Source organism: Leptospira congkakensis (assembly GCF_004770265.1).
Lineage (GTDB): Bacteria > Spirochaetota > Leptospiria > Leptospirales > Leptospiraceae > Leptospira_A > Leptospira_A congkakensis.
In genome coordinates this window covers 66,909-84,381 of record NZ_RQGQ01000014.1, presented here as the reverse complement: position 1 = coordinate 84,381, position 17,473 = coordinate 66,909, and the positions used below count along the sequence as shown (strand labels likewise).

At 39.8% G+C, this 17,473-nt stretch carries 15 protein-coding genes; 7 read left to right on the top strand and 8 right to left on the bottom strand.

Features of this window, described 5'->3' with window-relative positions:
- Positions 1–20 precede the first annotated feature (20 nt).
- The 4 genes from htpX to EHQ70_RS09485 form a co-directional block, all read right to left on the bottom strand.
- Entirely contained in the window at positions 21–911 is an 891-nt protein-coding gene (gene htpX / locus EHQ70_RS09500) for a protease HtpX (RefSeq protein WP_135585797.1), read from the bottom strand.
- Positions 912–995: 84 nt separating this feature from the next.
- Positions 996–2,615: an NCS2 family permease gene (locus EHQ70_RS09495; RefSeq protein WP_135585795.1), complete on the bottom strand. Its 1,620-nt coding sequence runs from the start codon at positions 2,613–2,615 to the stop codon at positions 996–998.
- Positions 2,612–3,070, bottom strand: coding sequence for a ClpXP protease specificity-enhancing factor SspB (locus EHQ70_RS09490; RefSeq protein WP_135585793.1), 459 nt, complete (start codon positions 3,068–3,070; stop codon positions 2,612–2,614). The genes EHQ70_RS09495 and EHQ70_RS09490 overlap by 4 nt, the downstream gene beginning before the upstream one ends.
- Entirely contained in the window at positions 3,067–4,950 is a 1,884-nt protein-coding gene (locus EHQ70_RS09485; protein WP_208729531.1) for a polysaccharide biosynthesis protein, read from the bottom strand. Before EHQ70_RS09485 ends, EHQ70_RS09490 begins: the two co-directional genes overlap by 4 nt.
- Before the next feature lie 83 nt (positions 4,951–5,033).
- Here EHQ70_RS09485 and EHQ70_RS09480 point away from each other — a divergent pair, with 83 nt between their 5' ends.
- Positions 5,034–5,513, top strand: coding sequence for a hypothetical protein (locus EHQ70_RS09480; protein WP_135585791.1), 480 nt, complete (start codon positions 5,034–5,036; stop codon positions 5,511–5,513).
- On the opposite strand, the gene hrpB is transcribed toward EHQ70_RS09480, so the two are convergent.
- Entirely contained in the window at positions 5,495–7,948 is a 2,454-nt protein-coding gene (gene hrpB / locus EHQ70_RS09475; RefSeq protein WP_208729530.1) for an ATP-dependent helicase HrpB, read from the bottom strand. The genes EHQ70_RS09480 and hrpB overlap by 19 nt on opposite strands.
- A 132-nt stretch (positions 7,949–8,080) precedes the next feature.
- Here hrpB and EHQ70_RS09470 point away from each other — a divergent pair, with 132 nt between their 5' ends.
- Positions 8,081–8,944, top strand: a complete 864-nt coding sequence (locus tag EHQ70_RS09470; RefSeq protein WP_208729529.1) for a methylated-DNA--[protein]-cysteine S-methyltransferase — start codon at positions 8,081–8,083, stop codon at positions 8,942–8,944.
- A 12-nt stretch (positions 8,945–8,956) separates the two neighbouring features.
- On the opposite strand, the gene EHQ70_RS09465 is transcribed toward EHQ70_RS09470, so the two are convergent.
- Positions 8,957–9,709 carry a lysoplasmalogenase family protein gene (locus EHQ70_RS09465; protein WP_135585785.1) on the bottom strand — a complete coding sequence of 251 codons (753 nt, stop codon included), beginning with the start codon at positions 9,707–9,709 and terminating at the stop codon, positions 8,957–8,959.
- 118 nt (positions 9,710–9,827) lie between these two features.
- On the opposite strand from EHQ70_RS09465, the gene EHQ70_RS09460 reads away from it, so the two are divergent.
- From EHQ70_RS09460 to EHQ70_RS09435, 5 genes are all read left to right on the top strand, one after another.
- Complete coding sequence (locus EHQ70_RS09460) at positions 9,828–10,358, top strand: hypothetical protein (RefSeq protein ID WP_244288282.1); 531 nt, start codon at positions 9,828–9,830, stop codon at positions 10,356–10,358.
- Positions 10,359–10,546: 188 nt separating this feature from the next.
- The gene (locus EHQ70_RS09455) at positions 10,547–12,073 is read left to right on the top strand and encodes a choice-of-anchor D domain-containing protein (protein WP_244288281.1); all 1,527 of its coding nucleotides are present in this window, start codon (positions 10,547–10,549) and stop codon (positions 12,071–12,073) included.
- An 8-nt stretch (positions 12,074–12,081) separates the two neighbouring features.
- Positions 12,082–14,094, top strand: coding sequence for a S8 family serine peptidase (locus EHQ70_RS09450; protein ID WP_244288280.1), 2,013 nt, complete (start codon positions 12,082–12,084; stop codon positions 14,092–14,094).
- 79 nt (positions 14,095–14,173) lie between these two features.
- Positions 14,174–14,446 carry a hypothetical protein gene (locus tag EHQ70_RS09445; protein WP_244288279.1) on the top strand — a complete coding sequence of 91 codons (273 nt, stop codon included), beginning with the start codon at positions 14,174–14,176 and terminating at the stop codon, positions 14,444–14,446.
- 981 nt (positions 14,447–15,427) lie between these two features.
- Positions 15,428–15,616: a hypothetical protein gene (locus EHQ70_RS09435; protein ID WP_135585777.1), complete on the top strand. Its 189-nt coding sequence runs from the start codon at positions 15,428–15,430 to the stop codon at positions 15,614–15,616.
- Between the two features lie 187 nt (positions 15,617–15,803).
- Here EHQ70_RS09435 and EHQ70_RS09430 read toward each other — a convergent pair whose 3' ends face one another.
- Together EHQ70_RS09430 and EHQ70_RS09425 are read right to left on the bottom strand one after the other, a co-directional pair.
- Positions 15,804–16,349 carry a hypothetical protein gene (locus EHQ70_RS09430; RefSeq protein WP_135585775.1) on the bottom strand — a complete coding sequence of 182 codons (546 nt, stop codon included), beginning with the start codon at positions 16,347–16,349 and terminating at the stop codon, positions 15,804–15,806.
- A gap of 79 nt (positions 16,350–16,428) precedes the next feature.
- Entirely contained in the window at positions 16,429–17,472 is a 1,044-nt protein-coding gene (locus EHQ70_RS09425; RefSeq protein WP_135585772.1) for a FecR domain-containing protein, read from the bottom strand.
- Position 17,473: the final 1 nt, after the last annotated feature.

Here is a 17,473-nt window from a genome sequence, read left to right as displayed (position 1 = left end):
TAGTCTTTTGTGAGAAGATTTTATCTCATTTGTTTGAGTGCTAAAATTCTTTCCTCTAAAGCCGGGTGAGTTGCAAATAAGGACATGAATCCACCTTTATTCGAAGAGATCTTAAAAGAAGCCAAAGCTTCTCCTCTCGGATCTTCTGGCATCTCCACCATTTGACGGAGAGATTCCAAAGCGGAAATCATAGACTCTTTACCCGCAAGTTTGGCACCACCAGCATCAGCTCGGAACTCACGTTTGCGTGAGAAGTAAGCCACTGCTATAGAACCAAGAATTGAGAACGCAATGTCTAGAGCAATTGTAACAACAATTCTTACGATATGCGCCATTTCTTCTTTTACTGCGTTGGAAGCAACATAGGCAATGATACGAGAGATGAACATAGCGAATGAGTTCACAACACCTTGAATCAGAGTGAGTGTTACCATGTCTCCATTGGCAACGTGTGACAACTCATGTGCAAGGACTCCTTCCAACTCTTGTGCGTTCATACGATTCAGTAGTCCGGTAGATACAGCAACAAGGGAATTGGATTTACTTGGGCCCGTAGCAAACGCATTCACTTCAGGAGATTCGTAAATACCAACTTCTGGCATAGGAAGATGTGCTCGTTGCGCCAAAGATTGTACTCGGCGATATACATCCATTTCTGGTGCAGAAGCTTTTTTCGGATCGATGACTTTTACACCCATCGTCCACTTCGCCATCATTTTAGAAAGTAAAAGCGAAATGAAAGACCCCGCCATACCCCACATTAAACAGAATACAATGAGTCTAGTTAGATCCAAACCATAGGCACGGATGCTAAATCCCATCGAACCAAGCAATGTGGTTACGATAGAGATGGTAGTCATAATCAAAATATTGGTTAACAGGAAAAAACCGATTCGTTTGATCCAAGTCATAGGAAATTGTTCTCCTTAAGGTTCACATGGAACCTGTTTGTTAGACTGAAACTGTACTTGTTTGAGTCTTAGATTACAAGCAAATTAATGCCCGAATTTGTCAGGATTTTCTTTTGAATTATTGAGAAGCTGTATCAATAGAAAGAGAACCGCTAGTGAAATATAAGCAATAGGGAAATCGAAACTAGCAAGTTCAGTGAATCTGTTGAGAATGGCGTTCCCTTGTAATTCATAAGCGTGAATCCAACCCACCATAGAAAGAACAGCAGCAATCACTGCCCAAATGGTAGCTTTCATCCATTCTCTTTCTAAAATAAATACAACCATTGCTGACCATACCATCGAAGTGATGAGAAATCCTTGCGACAATGCAAGAACTCCAGAGAGTGCATACGGCAAAAATGGTAAATGAGGGGGAAGGTCTGATAAAGAAAAATGGATGGTTTGCTTTACGCCTAATTCCTGCAAGGTGGTTTGCAATTTCCCATCTAAAAAGATAAATACATTTTGAATGATGAGTACCGCCCAACCGGCAAAGGCTGGCAAAAGTCCAACCACAACAGCGGGAGAGTGGTGTTTCGGTATTGCTTGGAAGGCTTGGCTTGTGATTACAATTCCGATCCAAAGAACAATGGCCATTCCTGCTTCTACTGGAATCAATGCTTGGATGAGACCCATTAACCCAAACAAACTGACTAAAGTCATAAAAATTCCAGAAAGCACCGAATAACTATGTTTTGCACCGAGAGCTTTCCATCCTGGATGCCCAATATAAATTGTAGTAGGGAAAGGAGAACCAAAAGCGGTTCCTGCGAGTGTTCCGAGTCCATTCACAAGGAGCGAAGTTTTGGTATCAAAACTATCACCCGATGCTTCCGCTGATTCAATGTTTTGCAAAGAACCTATAACATTAAAAACACCCATCGGAAGGATGATTGAAAAGTAGGCTTTGATATTTGCGTAGTTTAGTGTATCGATCAGAGGACTGATGGAAATTTGAGGAAAATAAATCCCAAGAGTTTGTAATCCATTATCAATGGCTCCTGGTTTGTAAATAGGATCTCCCCAAAACGAAGAAAGATAAGACAACAAAATTCCGAGGATTACCGAAAGAAGTCCACCGGGAATTCCAAAAGGGAAACGAACCTTTCCAAAGTATTGTAAGAGAATAACACCTAGCGGAATAAAGGCGATGATAGGTCTTTCAAAAGTACGGAGTAAAAAATCCATCGAAATGAAGGTAATGGCAATTCCCGCCAAAGCAGAAAGTAAAGCGGCTCTGGGTGTGTATTTGCGAATTTTTGCAGCAACAAAAGAACCGATCACTTCGATACAACCGGAAACAAAAGACACAAGAAGTCCTGCTTTCCAAGCAGCTATATAGTCACCTGTAGCCTGATAGGTGGGAAACATAACAAAAAAAACAAAAGCAAAAAGAGAAACAGTATTAATCCCATAAGGAATTGCAGTGACATCTGTTCTGTGGGTTCTTTGTCCTAGTTTCCAAGCTTGCCATGCATAAAAAACATTTCCTACCAGAAGAGAAACGGCAGCACCAGGAAGAACTACAGAAGTTACAAAGATGAGTGGGAATCCACAAACGCCAATACAGAGAGCGGAGAGAACCAAAAGTTGGATGAGGTTGTCCACCATGAGACCAAAAAAACCGTCGAGATCACCCCGAGTGATGGTAAAAAAATTCATTCGTTTCGTTTCCCTCCAAAATCAACGCGAATCACATTCCCATCTCCGCTGACTTCCGGTTTTGTCACCTTTGGTTTGGAAATATTTTCTTCTACACTAGGAACAGTCTCCACTTGTAAAAACCTAAGTTGTGTTGCTGAGTTTTGAAACTTATCGTATATACGAAATACAGCATCCCAAGGGATCATAGTTGGTTCCCAAGCCGAACCAAATTGAAGTTCCGCAAATAAATAATCTGGTTTACTATCTAAAACTTTTACTGCTTTGTCACCAAACACAAGTACAATGCCAGATTCTTTTTCAGCGTTGAGTAAACCACGTTTCCCAATTTCTAGTTTTGGATGTGGCATTACATGGATATAAAACACTCCAAACCGCTCCCAATAGAGATTGAACATATCTCTTTTGAACTCACGTAATGTTGTGATTTCTTCCTGCGTGAGATTTTGACTCATAAATTCCTTTTACCATGTGCTGTTTCCCACTCGATATATTCGTCGTGGATTTTATATTCTGGGATGATATCTTTGAAGGCAGTGAACAGTTCTCTATTTTTATTCGCCTTTGCAAGAGAAAACAATCGATTCAGTTTATTTTGAAAGAGGAGGAGGTTATAATTTTCCAAAGGTGCGGCAATTCGAATTTTTGGGTGGTGTGTTTTTTTGATCCCTTCTTGGTTAAGAAGAAGTTCTTCATATAACTTTTCACCTGGACGAAGGCCAGAAAATTCAATGGCTATGTCTTTGTGCGGAGTGTATCCAGAAAGACGAATCATCTCTTCTGCTAAAGATAATATTCTTACAGGTTCTCCCATATCCAAAAGGAAAATTTCTCCATGTTCGCCCATACTCCCTGCTTGTAACACTAGTTGTGTGGCTTCTGGAATGGTCATAAAGTAACGAATGACTTCAGGATGGGTGACGGTAACTGGGCCACCTCGTTTGATTTGTTCACGGAAACGCGGAATCACACTACCATTGGATCCGAGTACGTTTCCAAACCTTACAGTAATGAATTTGGTTCTCGAATTTTGAGAGATATGTTGCAAATAAATTTCTGCGGCTCTTTTGGAAGCACCCATCACATTCACCGGATTAACAGCTTTGTCAGTAGAGATCAAAACAAAACGCTCCACTCCAATGAGTCGACAAACATCCGCTACATTCTTTGTACCCATCACATTGTTGAGTACAGCTTCGGAAGGATTGATTTCCATCATCGGAACGTGTTTGTAAGCAGCAGAATGGAAAACAACCGAAGGGCGGTGTTCTTCAAAAATTGCAGAAATACGGGACAAGTTTTTAACATCCGCAATGACGGGTCGGATATCTATATTTAAATCGGAAAAACTTTTTCTAAGTTCGTAATCAATTTCGTATAACGGAGTTTCGGCGGCATCTAAAATCACAAGAACACTTGGTTTAAAAAGTGCCACTTGTCTACAAATTTCGGAACCGATAGAACCACCAGCTCCCGTTACAAGAATTACTTTTTTTTCTAAATAAGAACGAATGGATTCAATTTCTAAATCCACAGTGGGTCTACCCAAAAGGTCTTCCACCTGTACTTCCCGAAGTTGTGTGATGTTTGGTTTGCCAGATAAATATTCACCGAATGTTGGAAGGATTTTAAAATCCACTCCTGCACCTTCGCACTCTTTCATGAGTTTGCTGACCACTCGTCCATCCGGTTGGGGAACCGTCATAATCACTTTTTTCACGCCGAAACGAGTTAGAATTTTGCCAATCTCATCTGTGGACCCGAGGATGGGAATTCCTTGGATGTATCCACCTTTTTTGGAAAGGTTATCATCCAAAAATCCAATAGGTAAATAATCTAAATCCACATTTCGTCTAATCTCTGTTAAGAAGGAACTCCCGAGTTTCCCAGCTCCGACAAGTAGGATGGGGATTCCCCCTTTGGATTTATCCGAACTAAAAATTTGTTCTCGTAACATCCTCCAACTCAAACTTCGCAAACATAAAAAACCGAGAAGGATGAGAGTGTCAAGAATCGGAACCATTCGAGAGAGTTGGTAGAATCGGTTATAAAAAAGAAGTGCCAGAGTGGAAACGAGAGAGGAAAGGACCGTGGCTTTGATGATGGAAAGTAGGTCATGTAAGGATGCATAAGACCAAAGTGATCTGTAGATCCCTGAGAATAAAAATACCACACTTCGCGAAACTACGACGATAGTGGCACAGACCCAAAAGTCAGGATAACTATCTAAAAATCGTATATTCTCGAAACGCACTAGATGTGCGAGAAAATAGGACAAAAACATAAAGAGTATGTCAACTGGCAAAACCCAGTATCGTCTTGGTATCGATTTCATATCAGATAAATAAAGGTATTAGGAACAAAATTCCTTGTAAATACAGAATCTTTTCCGAAGAATAGAAAAGAGGAAAAACCTGTTTGAAATCACTTCTTTTCCGCCTAGCGGGAACATTTTCTGCGGAAATCGGCTCAGAACTCTATCTAAAATTGAAGGAGGAAACTCTTTCCCCCTCTCTTTTTTGCCTTGATTTTTCAGAAGTGGAAGAAGTCACAGAAGTTGGTTGGGAGTTCCTAAGAAAGATTACCGAACGTTGCAAAGAAACAGGCTCAAAGGTAGCAGGATTTGGCTGGAAGGGCTCGGAGACCCAAGAGGAAACACTGGGTTTCAGTTTTTATTCTACGGAATCCGATTGCATTCATTATTTAGAATCACAAATCCTCAGTGACACACCCGCAAACGAACTCACGCCCAAATCAGAAGAAAAAACAGTTCACTGTCCCGAATGCCAAACCCTTCTCAGATGGAAATTGGCCGGGGATTATCTTTGTCCCCAATGTAAAACCAAATTCTTTGTGAACAAAAAAGGCTGGGTGTCCACTTACGAACGTTTGTTGTGATTCAAATGTTTGGTAGCAGTGGCTTCCCAAGGTTTATCGGGCCAAGGGTGTCTGGGATATCTTCCTTTTAATTCTTTTTTTACCTCATGATATCCAAGATTCCAAAAACTTTCCAAATCTTTTGTGATCTGTACAGGCCTACGTGCTGGTGAAAGTAGGTGGATGAGGATACTCACCTTGCCGTTAGCGAGTTTAGGAAGTGCCTTTAGACCAAATAACTCTTGTAATTTGACATGTAACTCAGGTTCATTCCCATCATAATTTAAGGAAATTTTAGAACCGGAAGGAACTTGGATGGATCTCGGTGCAAAGGAATCGATTAAATTCATTTTTTCATATCCCACATAGGCTTTGAATGCTTCTAAATAAGGGAGTTTTTCTAGCGAAATTTTTCCAGAATCAAAGTTGATAAGAGGAAAAAGCCAATCTTTAGAAATTTGTTTTAAATGATTTGGATCGGTATTCGTATCTAACACTCCATTTCTCTCTAAAAATCGAACTCGGTGGTAAAAATTAATTAACTCAGGATCCTTTTTCCATTCTTCTTCTAAGGAAATTTTTGTTATGTATTCCGCAAGCGCCAAACCGAGTACAGTCGGATTCGGAGATCTTGTTTCTTTAGAATCTAATACTAATTCACATAGCGACCTTTCTTCTTTGACAACGAGAAAGGATTCACCTCTTTGGTTGGTTCGTGTTTCGGAAACTACTTTTGTTTGGATTTGATTTTGGAAAAACTTCTCAATCTGTTTTTCTTCGATAGGTAGAAAATTGGTAATCAAAAGATCAGAACCAAAAGAAAATGTATCTAAAACTAAAATACATTCTGGAATTTGAAGGGATGTGGTATTTAGGATTCCTTGTTTCCCATTGGAAAGTTTAAAGTCTTTTCCATTTGGAATTTTAGCTTTGGCAATCCGGTCTGGGAACCCAGAACTGAGATAAAACAACCGATCAAATCCCGGAAGAGTTGTCGAAAAATCCGTTTTTTCCCTGTAAATTCGCAAAATTTGGTCATACATGGATTTTAAGTCGTATGGAAAATTTTTTGATTGGGTTTCTTCTGGGAAAAGTTTACTTTCTGTTCCTGAACTTTCTCTTCCAACTAACGAAACTATGTCGGCAATTATGCTTTCTTTGTCTTTTGGTAAAATTGTCAAAATTTTCCCAAGCCGAATGGGAAGAGGGTAACGCAAACATTCCCTACCTATGTTTGTGAGGTTGGAATTTTGATCCAAACATCCTAAAAGTTGTAATCGGTTGGTACTTTTTACCACCGAACCTTTATTTGGTGAGTCCAAAAAAGGTAACTGATCGATTTCTTCTCCCCAGGATTTCACTTCTAAAACCAAACGATCAATATCACCTTCCAAAATTTCGGGTTTGGTTCTATCCAAAAAAGAACTTTCTTCCTCTTTTGACCAAAGTCTGTAGACCGATCCTTTGCCTTCTCTTGCTGCTCGCCCTGCACGTTGTTTGGCGCTACTGAGACTGATTCGATCTTTAATTAAATGAGATACTCCTGATTCTGAATCAAAGACGGCATGTTTGTGATATCCTGAATCAAAAACAACTCTGACTCCAGGAATGGTGACCGATGATTCTGCGATATTTGTGGAGAGAATGATCTTTTTTTTGTTTTGTGGATGTGGTAAAAAGATTTGTTCTTGTTGGGTAAGATCCATATCGCCATACAAACCGAGTACGACGGCAGTAGATTGGATCCCATGAATGGATTCTAATCCATATTTTAAATCTTGGATTTCTTTTTTCCCGGATAAAAATACTAAAATATCACCTTCTGTTTGTTCTACGGCTTTGGGAATAAGATCTAGAAGTCTTTCTTTTTGTTTTTTGGAAGAATCTCCCATATGAAAAATTTCTAAGGGATGAGTGCTCGCACTGACTTGGACGGGTTTTGATAGGATCCCGATGGATTCAAAATTTTGTCCTTCTAAGGTTGCTGACATGACGAGAAGTTTTAAATCGTTTCGAAAAACTTCTTGGGTGCGTCGGCTCAGCGCAAAACAAAGATCAGAATCCAGTCTCCTTTCATGGAATTCATCAAAGACAATCAGTCCATACTCTTTGAGTTCTGGATCTGCTAATAAAATCCTTGTTAAAATTCCGTCGGTCACAAATTCAATTTTAGTATCTTTGCCGATTTTTGAATCAAACCGAACGCGGTAACCAACTGTATTTCCTACTTCTTCATTTAAAGATTGGCTGATTCGTTTCGCTGCATTCTTTGCCGCAATCCGCCTTGGTTCTAAAATACAGATTTTTTTCCCAGAAGCCAGTCCAACTCTCAGAAGTTCTGTGGGGAGGGCTGTTGTTTTTCCGGTTCCTGGTGGGGCATCCAAAATGGTAACAGGATTTTTTTGAATGGAATCAACAATGGATTGTAAGGCGGTGAGTACGGGGAATGGATCCAAAGGTTTTGACTCTTTTCTTCTTAAAGAATAGGGTCTGATCTCTTAAAAAAAAATCAAACAAATTGTAGTTTATTTTCAGAAATCGCAAGAATCGGGTTTTCAGAGACAAAAGAATCGAATAGGATCTACTTTGTGGATGAAAATCATAAACATTACGAAATCATAAAAAATTCCATCGAATACGTTTTGGAACATTTTGAAGACCAACCTAGTTTGGATTTTTTAGCAGAACGCGTTTCTTTGAGTCCATTTCATTTCCAAAAGGTATTCCGAACTTGGGCAGGTGTTTCCCCAAAAGAATTTTTACAGTTTGTCACTGTTACGCACGCCAAACGATTGTTAAGAGAGTCATCTGTTTTAGACACAACCTATTCCCTCGGGCTTTCAGGAACAGGTAGATTACATGATTTATTTGTCAAATTAGAGGCCATGACTCCTGGTGAATACAAACGAGGAGGGGAAGGACTTGTATTACAATACGAGGTATTTCCTTCTCTTTTTGGTGATATCCTTCTTGTTTCCTCTGAAAGAGGAATCCAATCCCTCCAGTTTATTGATTCAAGTGATAAGGGAATTTCAGAATCCAAAGCTGAATTCCCAAGTGCTGTTTGGAAGGAAGGAGGAAATGGTGAACACCAAAAACTAAAAGATTATTTCCAAAGGTTGGTCATTCCCGAAACTCCAATTCCTTTATATGTATACGGAACTGAATTCCAACTCAAAGTATGGAGATCCTTATTAAAAATCCCATTAGGCGCAGTAAGTACCTATGGAGACATTGCCACATCCATCGGGCAAACATCTGCACAAAGAGCCGTAGGGACAGCCATAGGTAAAAATCCAATTGCTTACTTGATCCCATGCCATCGTGTCATTCAAACCTCAGGTTTATTTGGTGGATACAGGTGGGATCCAGATCGGAAACGAATGATCATTGCTTGGGAACAGGCTCGGTTGATCGCACCAAACAATGATTTATCGAATGTATCTGAATGAAGTTTTTTAAAATTAACCTAAGTGCCTTGTGTGAGAAACTAAAAAGAAACCAACAAGTAAAAAACTCTGTGCAATTAAATAAGTGACCCAAGGAACTTGGAATTCCCATTTTGGGTGTCTCGTTCCGTTGATAGTTGTTTCTCCCATCACGGCATCAGAAAGGAGAAAAAATCCTGCCCCAATGGCCAAATAAATCCATACTCCACCAAACGCAAAATAGGCGTTGATACAAAGAGAAACAAAAAAACAAAGAACAAGCCCATAAATAAAGGCCGAAACCATCACCCATTTTGACCGATTTGGGTTATAAACTCTAAAATAGAAGATAAGAGATGGTAGGACGAGTAATGCTCCAGTAATCGCGTAAGGCAAAATTCCTGAATAGATTTCATTCCATGTGGTCAAACGCCAAAACGATAACAAAAAGAAAACTTGGGCAATGGCAAAACTAAAGATTCCCCCGAGAACTGGGTCTTCCATTTGTTTTTTAGCAATAGGGAATTGGAGATTGAACCAATCTCCTAAAAAAGAAAATCCGATGGCATAGAGCGGATACGAAAATCTGGCATGTCCCAATTGGAATAACAACCACGCAAAAAGTAAAATTTGAAAGGAAAAACCCAAATAAATCCCGCGGGAATTTTCGAGTCGTTTGAGAGGATTTGATTCTCCCTGTAATGTATACCAATGGATAAAAAAGGCTGAGATGATGGCCGAAGGAATGGTTGTGAGAATTAAGTAATATACCATAGTTGATTTTAACATGATTCGAATCAAAACGCAATCCAGAACTTTGCTGAAAGAATCGAAAACCATTTTCGTTTTGATCCTTCTTTTTTGCGTTCATTGTATCTATCTGAAGCAAAATCCTAAAGAAGAACCGTTGTTATCGCCCACTTCTTTATCTGATAAAGAAAGTTATTTAGTTTTGCGATTGGTTCGAGGTAAGGATAAAACCATTGGTCTTGTGGAAGAAATTCCAGTCACGCTCACCTTTGAAAGTCAATCAGAAAGCACCAAACAATCATTAAGAATATTCCCGTTGCCGCTTGCAGAATCCAAAGAACCATTCTTTTTGCCTCTTACGAATCAAACAAGATACCAAGAAGATGTATTACTTGTTGGATGTTTGTATTTTTTTCCCTTACCCCATTTTTTTAGAGGGAATCTAAAATTAGAAATCAATACAGTGCAATCGGTATCCAACCGTGAATTTATGTTTCAGAAAATAGTTCCTTACGATTGGCAAGGGAACCTCACTAAATACTGGGAATACGACCTAGACCATAGCGAAATCACGGACAAAATGATCCCATCCCTCTCGACTTACAAGCATTTGGAGTGCAAAAATGACATCCGTTATCGTAAGGGAATCCCTAAAAATGGTGTTGTGAGTCCTCCAGAAGAGGACTGATGAGTCCAGAAAAACTCTTGTTAGGTAAGTTTTTCTGATCTTGGTTCCCTATTTCAAAAAAAATTTCCGTAAAACCGTAATTAACGTTCTAAAAAGCCTCTGAAAACATTTCTAGCGGTTTCTTCCGAATAAAAGTTTGGAAGTACGATTGTAAGAAATTGATCCAGAATTAGCGTAGGTAGAAAATTATGCGTCGTTTACCCATGAATCAAAAACTGAATCTACTAATATTATTCACACTTACATCTATATTTACCATTGGTTGCCCTGGCGGAGGAGGAGGTGGTGCTGGACTCGGACTGATTGCACTCCTCGGTGGCGGAGGCGGTGGGGGTGGTGACGTCCCAGCGCCCAAATTAGAAATCGTTTACAATGGCATTAGCCGAGAAAGCGGTGCCACGCTTGATTTAGGTCCTGAACCCATTAACACACCAGATGGTAAAGCAGGAACGGTAACCATTAAAAATACTGGAACTGCTTCTATTACATTACCAGGATCTCCTAATATTGTAGCCCTTTCCGGAACGGATGCTTCACAATTTACAGTGACCCAACCAAGCACCTCGACATTAGCGGCGGGAGCGTCGGTTACATTTACATTAAATTTCAAACCGACAACTACCGGATTAAAAACTGCCACAATCAAAATTCAATCGAGTGACGCTGCGGTTGGTTCCTTCCAAATGAATTTAACAGGAACAGGTGGAGCAGGAGCCTTTCGTCTAGATGTCTCTGTATCTGCCACTCAAGTTTCATCTAATGGAAGTTTTGCTATGGGTTCGGTTGAAGAACAATCTGTGGGAACTCCTGTTACCTTCACAGTCCGAAATACTGGAAGTTTTGTAGTGAATCTCGATTCGCCAGCTGTTACATCGTCGAATGCAAGATTCGTTCTAAACCAAACTAGTTTTACTGGGTCACTTGCAATCGGTCAGAGTAAAACATTTACCATTGGATTCTCTCCGTTGGTTGCTGGAGCTGATGAGTCAAATATTGCGATTCTCTACGATGGTTCGGCAAGTTTCTTATATAAGGTCACTGCGACTGCAACAGTGAAACCTGTGCCTACAATTGCAATATCTCATAACTCAAGCAGTTTTACAACTGGCGGTTCTATTCCCAATTTTGGCGTAGTCTGGCCTCCTGAAGTTGCCGGAGCAAAAACGGTTACTATAACTAATGGGGGAACTGCTACAATGACAGGGATTTCCATCTCTAAATTAGGAACAGATCCTGGTCAATTTTCAGTCAGTGCATTTTCCGCAGGAACAAGTCTAGCACCAGGAGCCTCAGGAACTTTTACCATTCAATTTGTACCAACTTTACATGGTGAAAAAAACGCAATTGTAAGAGTACAAACTGCAAATGGAAGTAATGGAAGTGCTTCTTCTTCCGATTTGGCCGTTGTGGGAACAGGAAGAACCGGGGTAGATGTTTTAGTCACCTGGTCTGCAACGAATGAAAAAGCAGTCAATGATACTGATGGTGGCTATAGCGTATGTTATAGCAAAACCTCTAACTTCACTGCCGTAGCGAATGGAACTTCTATTTTTTGTGTCGCTGTGCCAAATGCAGGAGGAAATACTCTAACGACTAAAACGATTTCGGTTCCATCCTACGGAACATGGTATTTCAAAGTGTATTCATATGGTAAATACAACACAACTGGTGGACTACCTTCAACGCAAGTGTCCGTAGTGGTTCCACAATCTTAATAAGGTATATGATGATGAAAAATAACAAACATTTGATTCCAAAATTTGCATCTCTCATGGTCGCAGTTTTTGCGATCACAAATATTCTTGTTTCTGAACCTATATTAGAAACATACCGGAAAAGTTTAGAAGCGTCCGTGGATTCTTCAAATTTGACCAATCAAAAAAAACCTTTATTTGTTCCTAATGAAATCGTAATTAAATTCAAAAAGCAGATTCCAAATTCGGAACTATCCACACAAACCTCTCGTTTGGGATTCCGACCAGGAATTAAAAATGAAAGGGGACATTTTGTCACAGGTAAAATTATGGATGGCGAGTCCGTTGAAACGGCTGTGGCTCGTGCGAAAAATGATCCAAATGTAGAATATGCTGAGCCAAAATATCTTTATTATAAATATGCCAGCGCACCAAACGATCCAGGATTTGGGAATTTATGGGCCTTAAACAATTCTGGCCAAGTGATTTCTTCTCCAAGTTACTCTCCTAATCAAGGGACTTCTGGTAAAAAAGATATGGATGTGTTAGGTGCTTGGGATGTAACTACCTCTTGCTCCAATACCATCATTGCTGTTCTTGATACAGGTGTGACTTACACCCACGAAGACCTTGTAGGGAATATGTGGAATGGGGCAAGCTGTGTTGACCATGATAACAATGCAATAGGTGGTGGTTGCCCTAATCATGGGTGGGACTATGCAAGTTCCGATAATGATCCAAAAGATGAAGATGGTCATGGCACCCACGTTTCTGCAACTATTGGAGCAGTTGGAAATAACAACAAAGGAATTTCAGGAGTCTGCCAAAGTGCTAAAATAATGGCGGTTCGAGTGTTAGGTCTCCAAGGTGGAACTAACGATGCTATTGCACAAGGCATTCGATTTGCTGTTAATAATGGAGCTAAAGTCATCAATATGAGTTTAGGTGGCCCTGCCTTTTCACAAACCATGTTAGATGCTATTGAATACGCTCGTATCAATGATGTATTGATTGTTGCTGCCGCAGGAAATTCCAATTTAAATCTAAATACACTGAATAACGATTCATACCCTTGCGAATACGATAAGGATAATATACTTTGTATTGCAGCGGTAGATCAAAACTTTAATAGAGCCACTTTTTCTAATTATAATGCCCATAACACGGCAGCTAGTCGTACCGTAGATTTTGGTGCTCCAGGAACAAACATTTACAGCGGGTATGGTAATGAAGTTTCGTATAATGAAAATTCAACTAGTTATGCTGGCTGGCAGATTTCAACAACCACGGGAAGCACATGGCTTAATACAAGTTGCTTAACCAATAATTACAAAATGCTGACAAACCCAAACTGTACTTTACCGAATTATATATTTAATAGTTCGCCTGTAACTGTTTCGAATCTTAACGCTAACACAAATAGTATAGTATATAGGAATTTTACAATCCCGAGTGGGTCTACAAGAGTTACTCTTTCGCATTATGTTGTGAATTATGGAAATCGTTGGACAAGTAGCATTTGCTACGACTATATGCAGGTTCGATATTCTTCAAATACTGGTGTTCCCACAACTACATTGCAGTTATATGATAGCAATTATGGTGCAATGAAAACTGATTTATGTAACGATGGGCAATATATTTTTGAGAGCCACCCTGATGATACATTAATTCTAACGAACTGTATTGGCGGCGGTACAAACTGCACTGTAGGATACCGAATGTCAACGGATGGTTCTGGTAATTACCCTGGTGGATTTGTTACTGACGTTTATCTTTCTGCTTGGGCACCTTCAGACACTGCTTATTCAAATCTTAACGGAACATCTATGGCAGCGCCAAATGTCTCTGGAGTAGCAGCACTGATCAGATCTTATAATGGTACAACTTTTACTTACCAAGACGTGATCACAAAGCTTATTGAAGGTGGAGTGGCGGCAACAGATATTAGTACAATCACAAGGTACGGAAAAACCATCAATGCTAATGCTTCCATAAAACACCTCAAACAAGTCACTGGAGTTACCGCTGTTTTACAATAAGATTGTTATTTGCGGAATCCTGATTGCAGCCTTAACCACAGGCTGCACCTTGTTTGGTGAACCAAAACAAAATCATCAAATGAAACCTATACGAGAAAAGGGCTCTATGTTCAAAGAAGGTGAATACTTATTTGCAACAGAAGAGGGAGTGACATTGGATGAATTGAGAACTCTTTTTGGTGAGTTTGGAATTATCAAACTAGAATCGCTCATTATTCATGATCGAAGTTATCTTTTGGTTTTGAAAAATGATCCTGGTCTTACAGCGATGGAAAAAAAAGCCTCTGGGTTTGGAAAGATTCGGTATATTGAAAGAAACCAAATCATGCAAAAATACAATACTAAACTCTAACACGCAAGGCTAGAGAAAAAAAACCAAAACTAAAACCATCTCGCATCTGTCTAACGGACAGTGCGTCCCCTTGTAGTTTCTATAATTTTTCCTATTCTTTTTTTATCTCAATGTTCCAAAACCAGCTCTTCTTACGAAGCTTGCGAACGAGCTGATTTAGATTATCTGGCTTGTTCTCTTGTAGTGTACCAATCGTATTCTTATTGTTCCGAAAGGTCTTCTGCAGTCACTGGAAGCACAGAAACAAAAGCCTCAGCGAAATTTCAATGTGACGCCGAACGGTTGATAGGTTCTTATCTTTGTGAAGACATTAAGAAAAAAACCTGTGGGACTAAATAGGATCATTTGGCATTCTAATCAATTTTAAGTTACGGAAGTTCCCAATTCTATCGATTGGTCAGAAGCGTTTCGAAAGATCATACTTACGTGGAGGTTTGCTATCCCATTTCGAATAAACCTGTAACCCATGTGAGTGATCTAAAGTGTTACCGATGTGCCTTTCTATACAAAATTCAATCTCCAGTCATGTGACATAAGATCAATTATGGGAAGTAGCTATTGCTTCATAATACATAGTATCTGAAATCGAAATAATCTACTAAGAAACAACCGCCGGATGGATTCGGATGTGCCTCGCAAATTGAATCTATGAGCAAAAATTTTTGGTGAAAAGCGATCCCGCTCTACGCTCCAATCTTTCGCGATGCGAAAGGATTTTCGCTACGATCGGTGGCAAAACGGTATGGATGGATGAAAATCTTCTAAAGAACTAAACCATCCGATACTTACTTAAAAGGGAACGTATTTCTTTCATATGAATTCATCAATAGAAAATGGATGCAGTTCTCCTTATCAATTTTTTACGTCCTGCTGTCCGAATACTTAATTACAAGTGATGGCAGAGGAACCGATTTGGCAGTTATAGGTTTGCTTATCAATGTTGAAAGAAAAGGAAGAAGAACAAATAGCAAGGGTAAATCAATGATCAAGGTTAGTGGGAAAATCATTCTGCCCCCAAAAGGAGCTGATGTAACCACAATGGAAGGTTTAAAAGCATCCATCCATCTATTCGAACCCGAACATTTTCTATTTCCTTTTTTGGCCCATGCACTCGGAACCTTGGTTGGTTTTCCAAAAGAAAGATTAGAACTCGTAAAGTGGATTGTCTGAGAAGAATCCAAATGCAAAACACGAACAAATGAGAAGAAAAAATGGAGGATCTAGAGACAGGGTTGAAAGATTGGGAGAATTCTGCTAGGTGTTTTTTTGCGAAAGAAAGCCCACTAGCCCGCCTCCACCACCCAATTCAGGGCGGGGGCTTTTCGGGGGCAATGCGACATAGTTAAATTATGTGTACTTACTTCTTGCCGCTATCGGCAACGCGTTTTTGGATCACTTCGTTCAGCACTTCGACAAGTTCCTGAAACTCATCTCCCTTACGAATGCGAATGGTTTCAATGGGTTCACCCGAAGCCATTCGCTGTAAGGAACGTTTGATACTAAAAACGGGCCCTGCCATTTTATGGGATTTAAAAACGGAGAATACAGTAATCAAAAGCAAATACAATACAGATAGTGTTACCACCGCATCAAATTGAATGGTATACATATTCAATTGGTGGTCGTAGTTAGGAAGATAAATCTCTCTAGGGACAAATTTCTCTTTCGCTTCGCCTGGACCCGCATCTTCATTTTCTACTTTCCAAAACACAGTTTGTGCATCTTGACGAAGGCGAAATACAGCACCACCGTCGTATTTAGATTGATTCAACCAGTAAAGAAAACCTAAAGTCACGAGAACCCCAGATATAAACAAAAGAGAATAATGAGCTAAAAACTTTAACTGGAATTCCTTATCGATGAGATAGTGAAAACGAAAGGTTTTTTTATGATTTTGAGACATGGCTTCCTTTAAGGTATTCCCTAGGGTATTAGGGTAAACCTTCTCAGAAAAAGACAAAATTGTCAAAAACTTATAAAAATTAACGGATTTTTTCTGTTTCTAAAATCTTCTGGATCGGAATTTCAATCAAACCTTCCAATCCTTGGAAGTGAAGATGTGTTTCTGACTGTCCAAGGATCACACCTCGGTATTCTGTTCCATCTTCCAATCGTACAAGTTCTAATCTTGCATGTTCTTCGTACAGTTTTGACTCACGAGCAAGTATCGTTTGCGTTTGAAAGGCCTTGAGTTCCTTCTCTTCTTTCGCATTCACAGCTGAGGCAACGACAGCAACTGGTTCCCCCAGTTTTACAGCCGTTTGTTGTTTTGCATTTAAAATAAGATCTCCTACGGCAACAGAACCCTCTCGAACGGCAACCACCTCGGTCTGCCCATCAAATTGGACACTAAAAACAGTTCCTCTAACTTGCGTAAGGTGCTCGCCGGCTTGGACGACAAACTGGCTGTCTTTAGATAGTTTGGAAACAGAAGCAAATAACTTACCTTTTTTGACAGAAAACTTTTGTGATTGGGCCTCACTAGTTTTTTCAATTAAGTCCATAACCACTTCTGAATTTGGAGTGATTCGCATCCAAGATCCCGTTTCAAAATCTAAATCAATTTGTGAGGATCCATCTGTAATGACTACATCCCCGGAGGCCAATTGGTAATCTTTAACAAGAGGAACCGGTTTTGAACTCCCTTCTGGGAGGACAGAAACCTTTCCTTTGACCGAGGAAACGATGACTTTTAAAGGAGAACTGATCTCTTGTGATGTTTTAGCAGCAGCGGGAGCCACTGCCAGGTCTGCTTGGTTCGATTGAGAAGGATTCAGTAAAAAAACAAAAAATAGAGTAGCAGCAAGAGAAAGAACGGATCCACCTACAACGGCAAGTCCCAAAGGTTTGCGGAAAAAAGAGACTACCTTAGAATCTGAATCAGACTTTGGATTGTATTCGAATTGAATGCTTCGCTTGGAAACGGTTTCCCAAGATGGGAATTCTCTGGATTCCGTAACCTTTGAAGGTTTACGTAATAGCTCTTCCCATTTAGCGATTGTATGTTGCTTATCAAATTCGTTCATT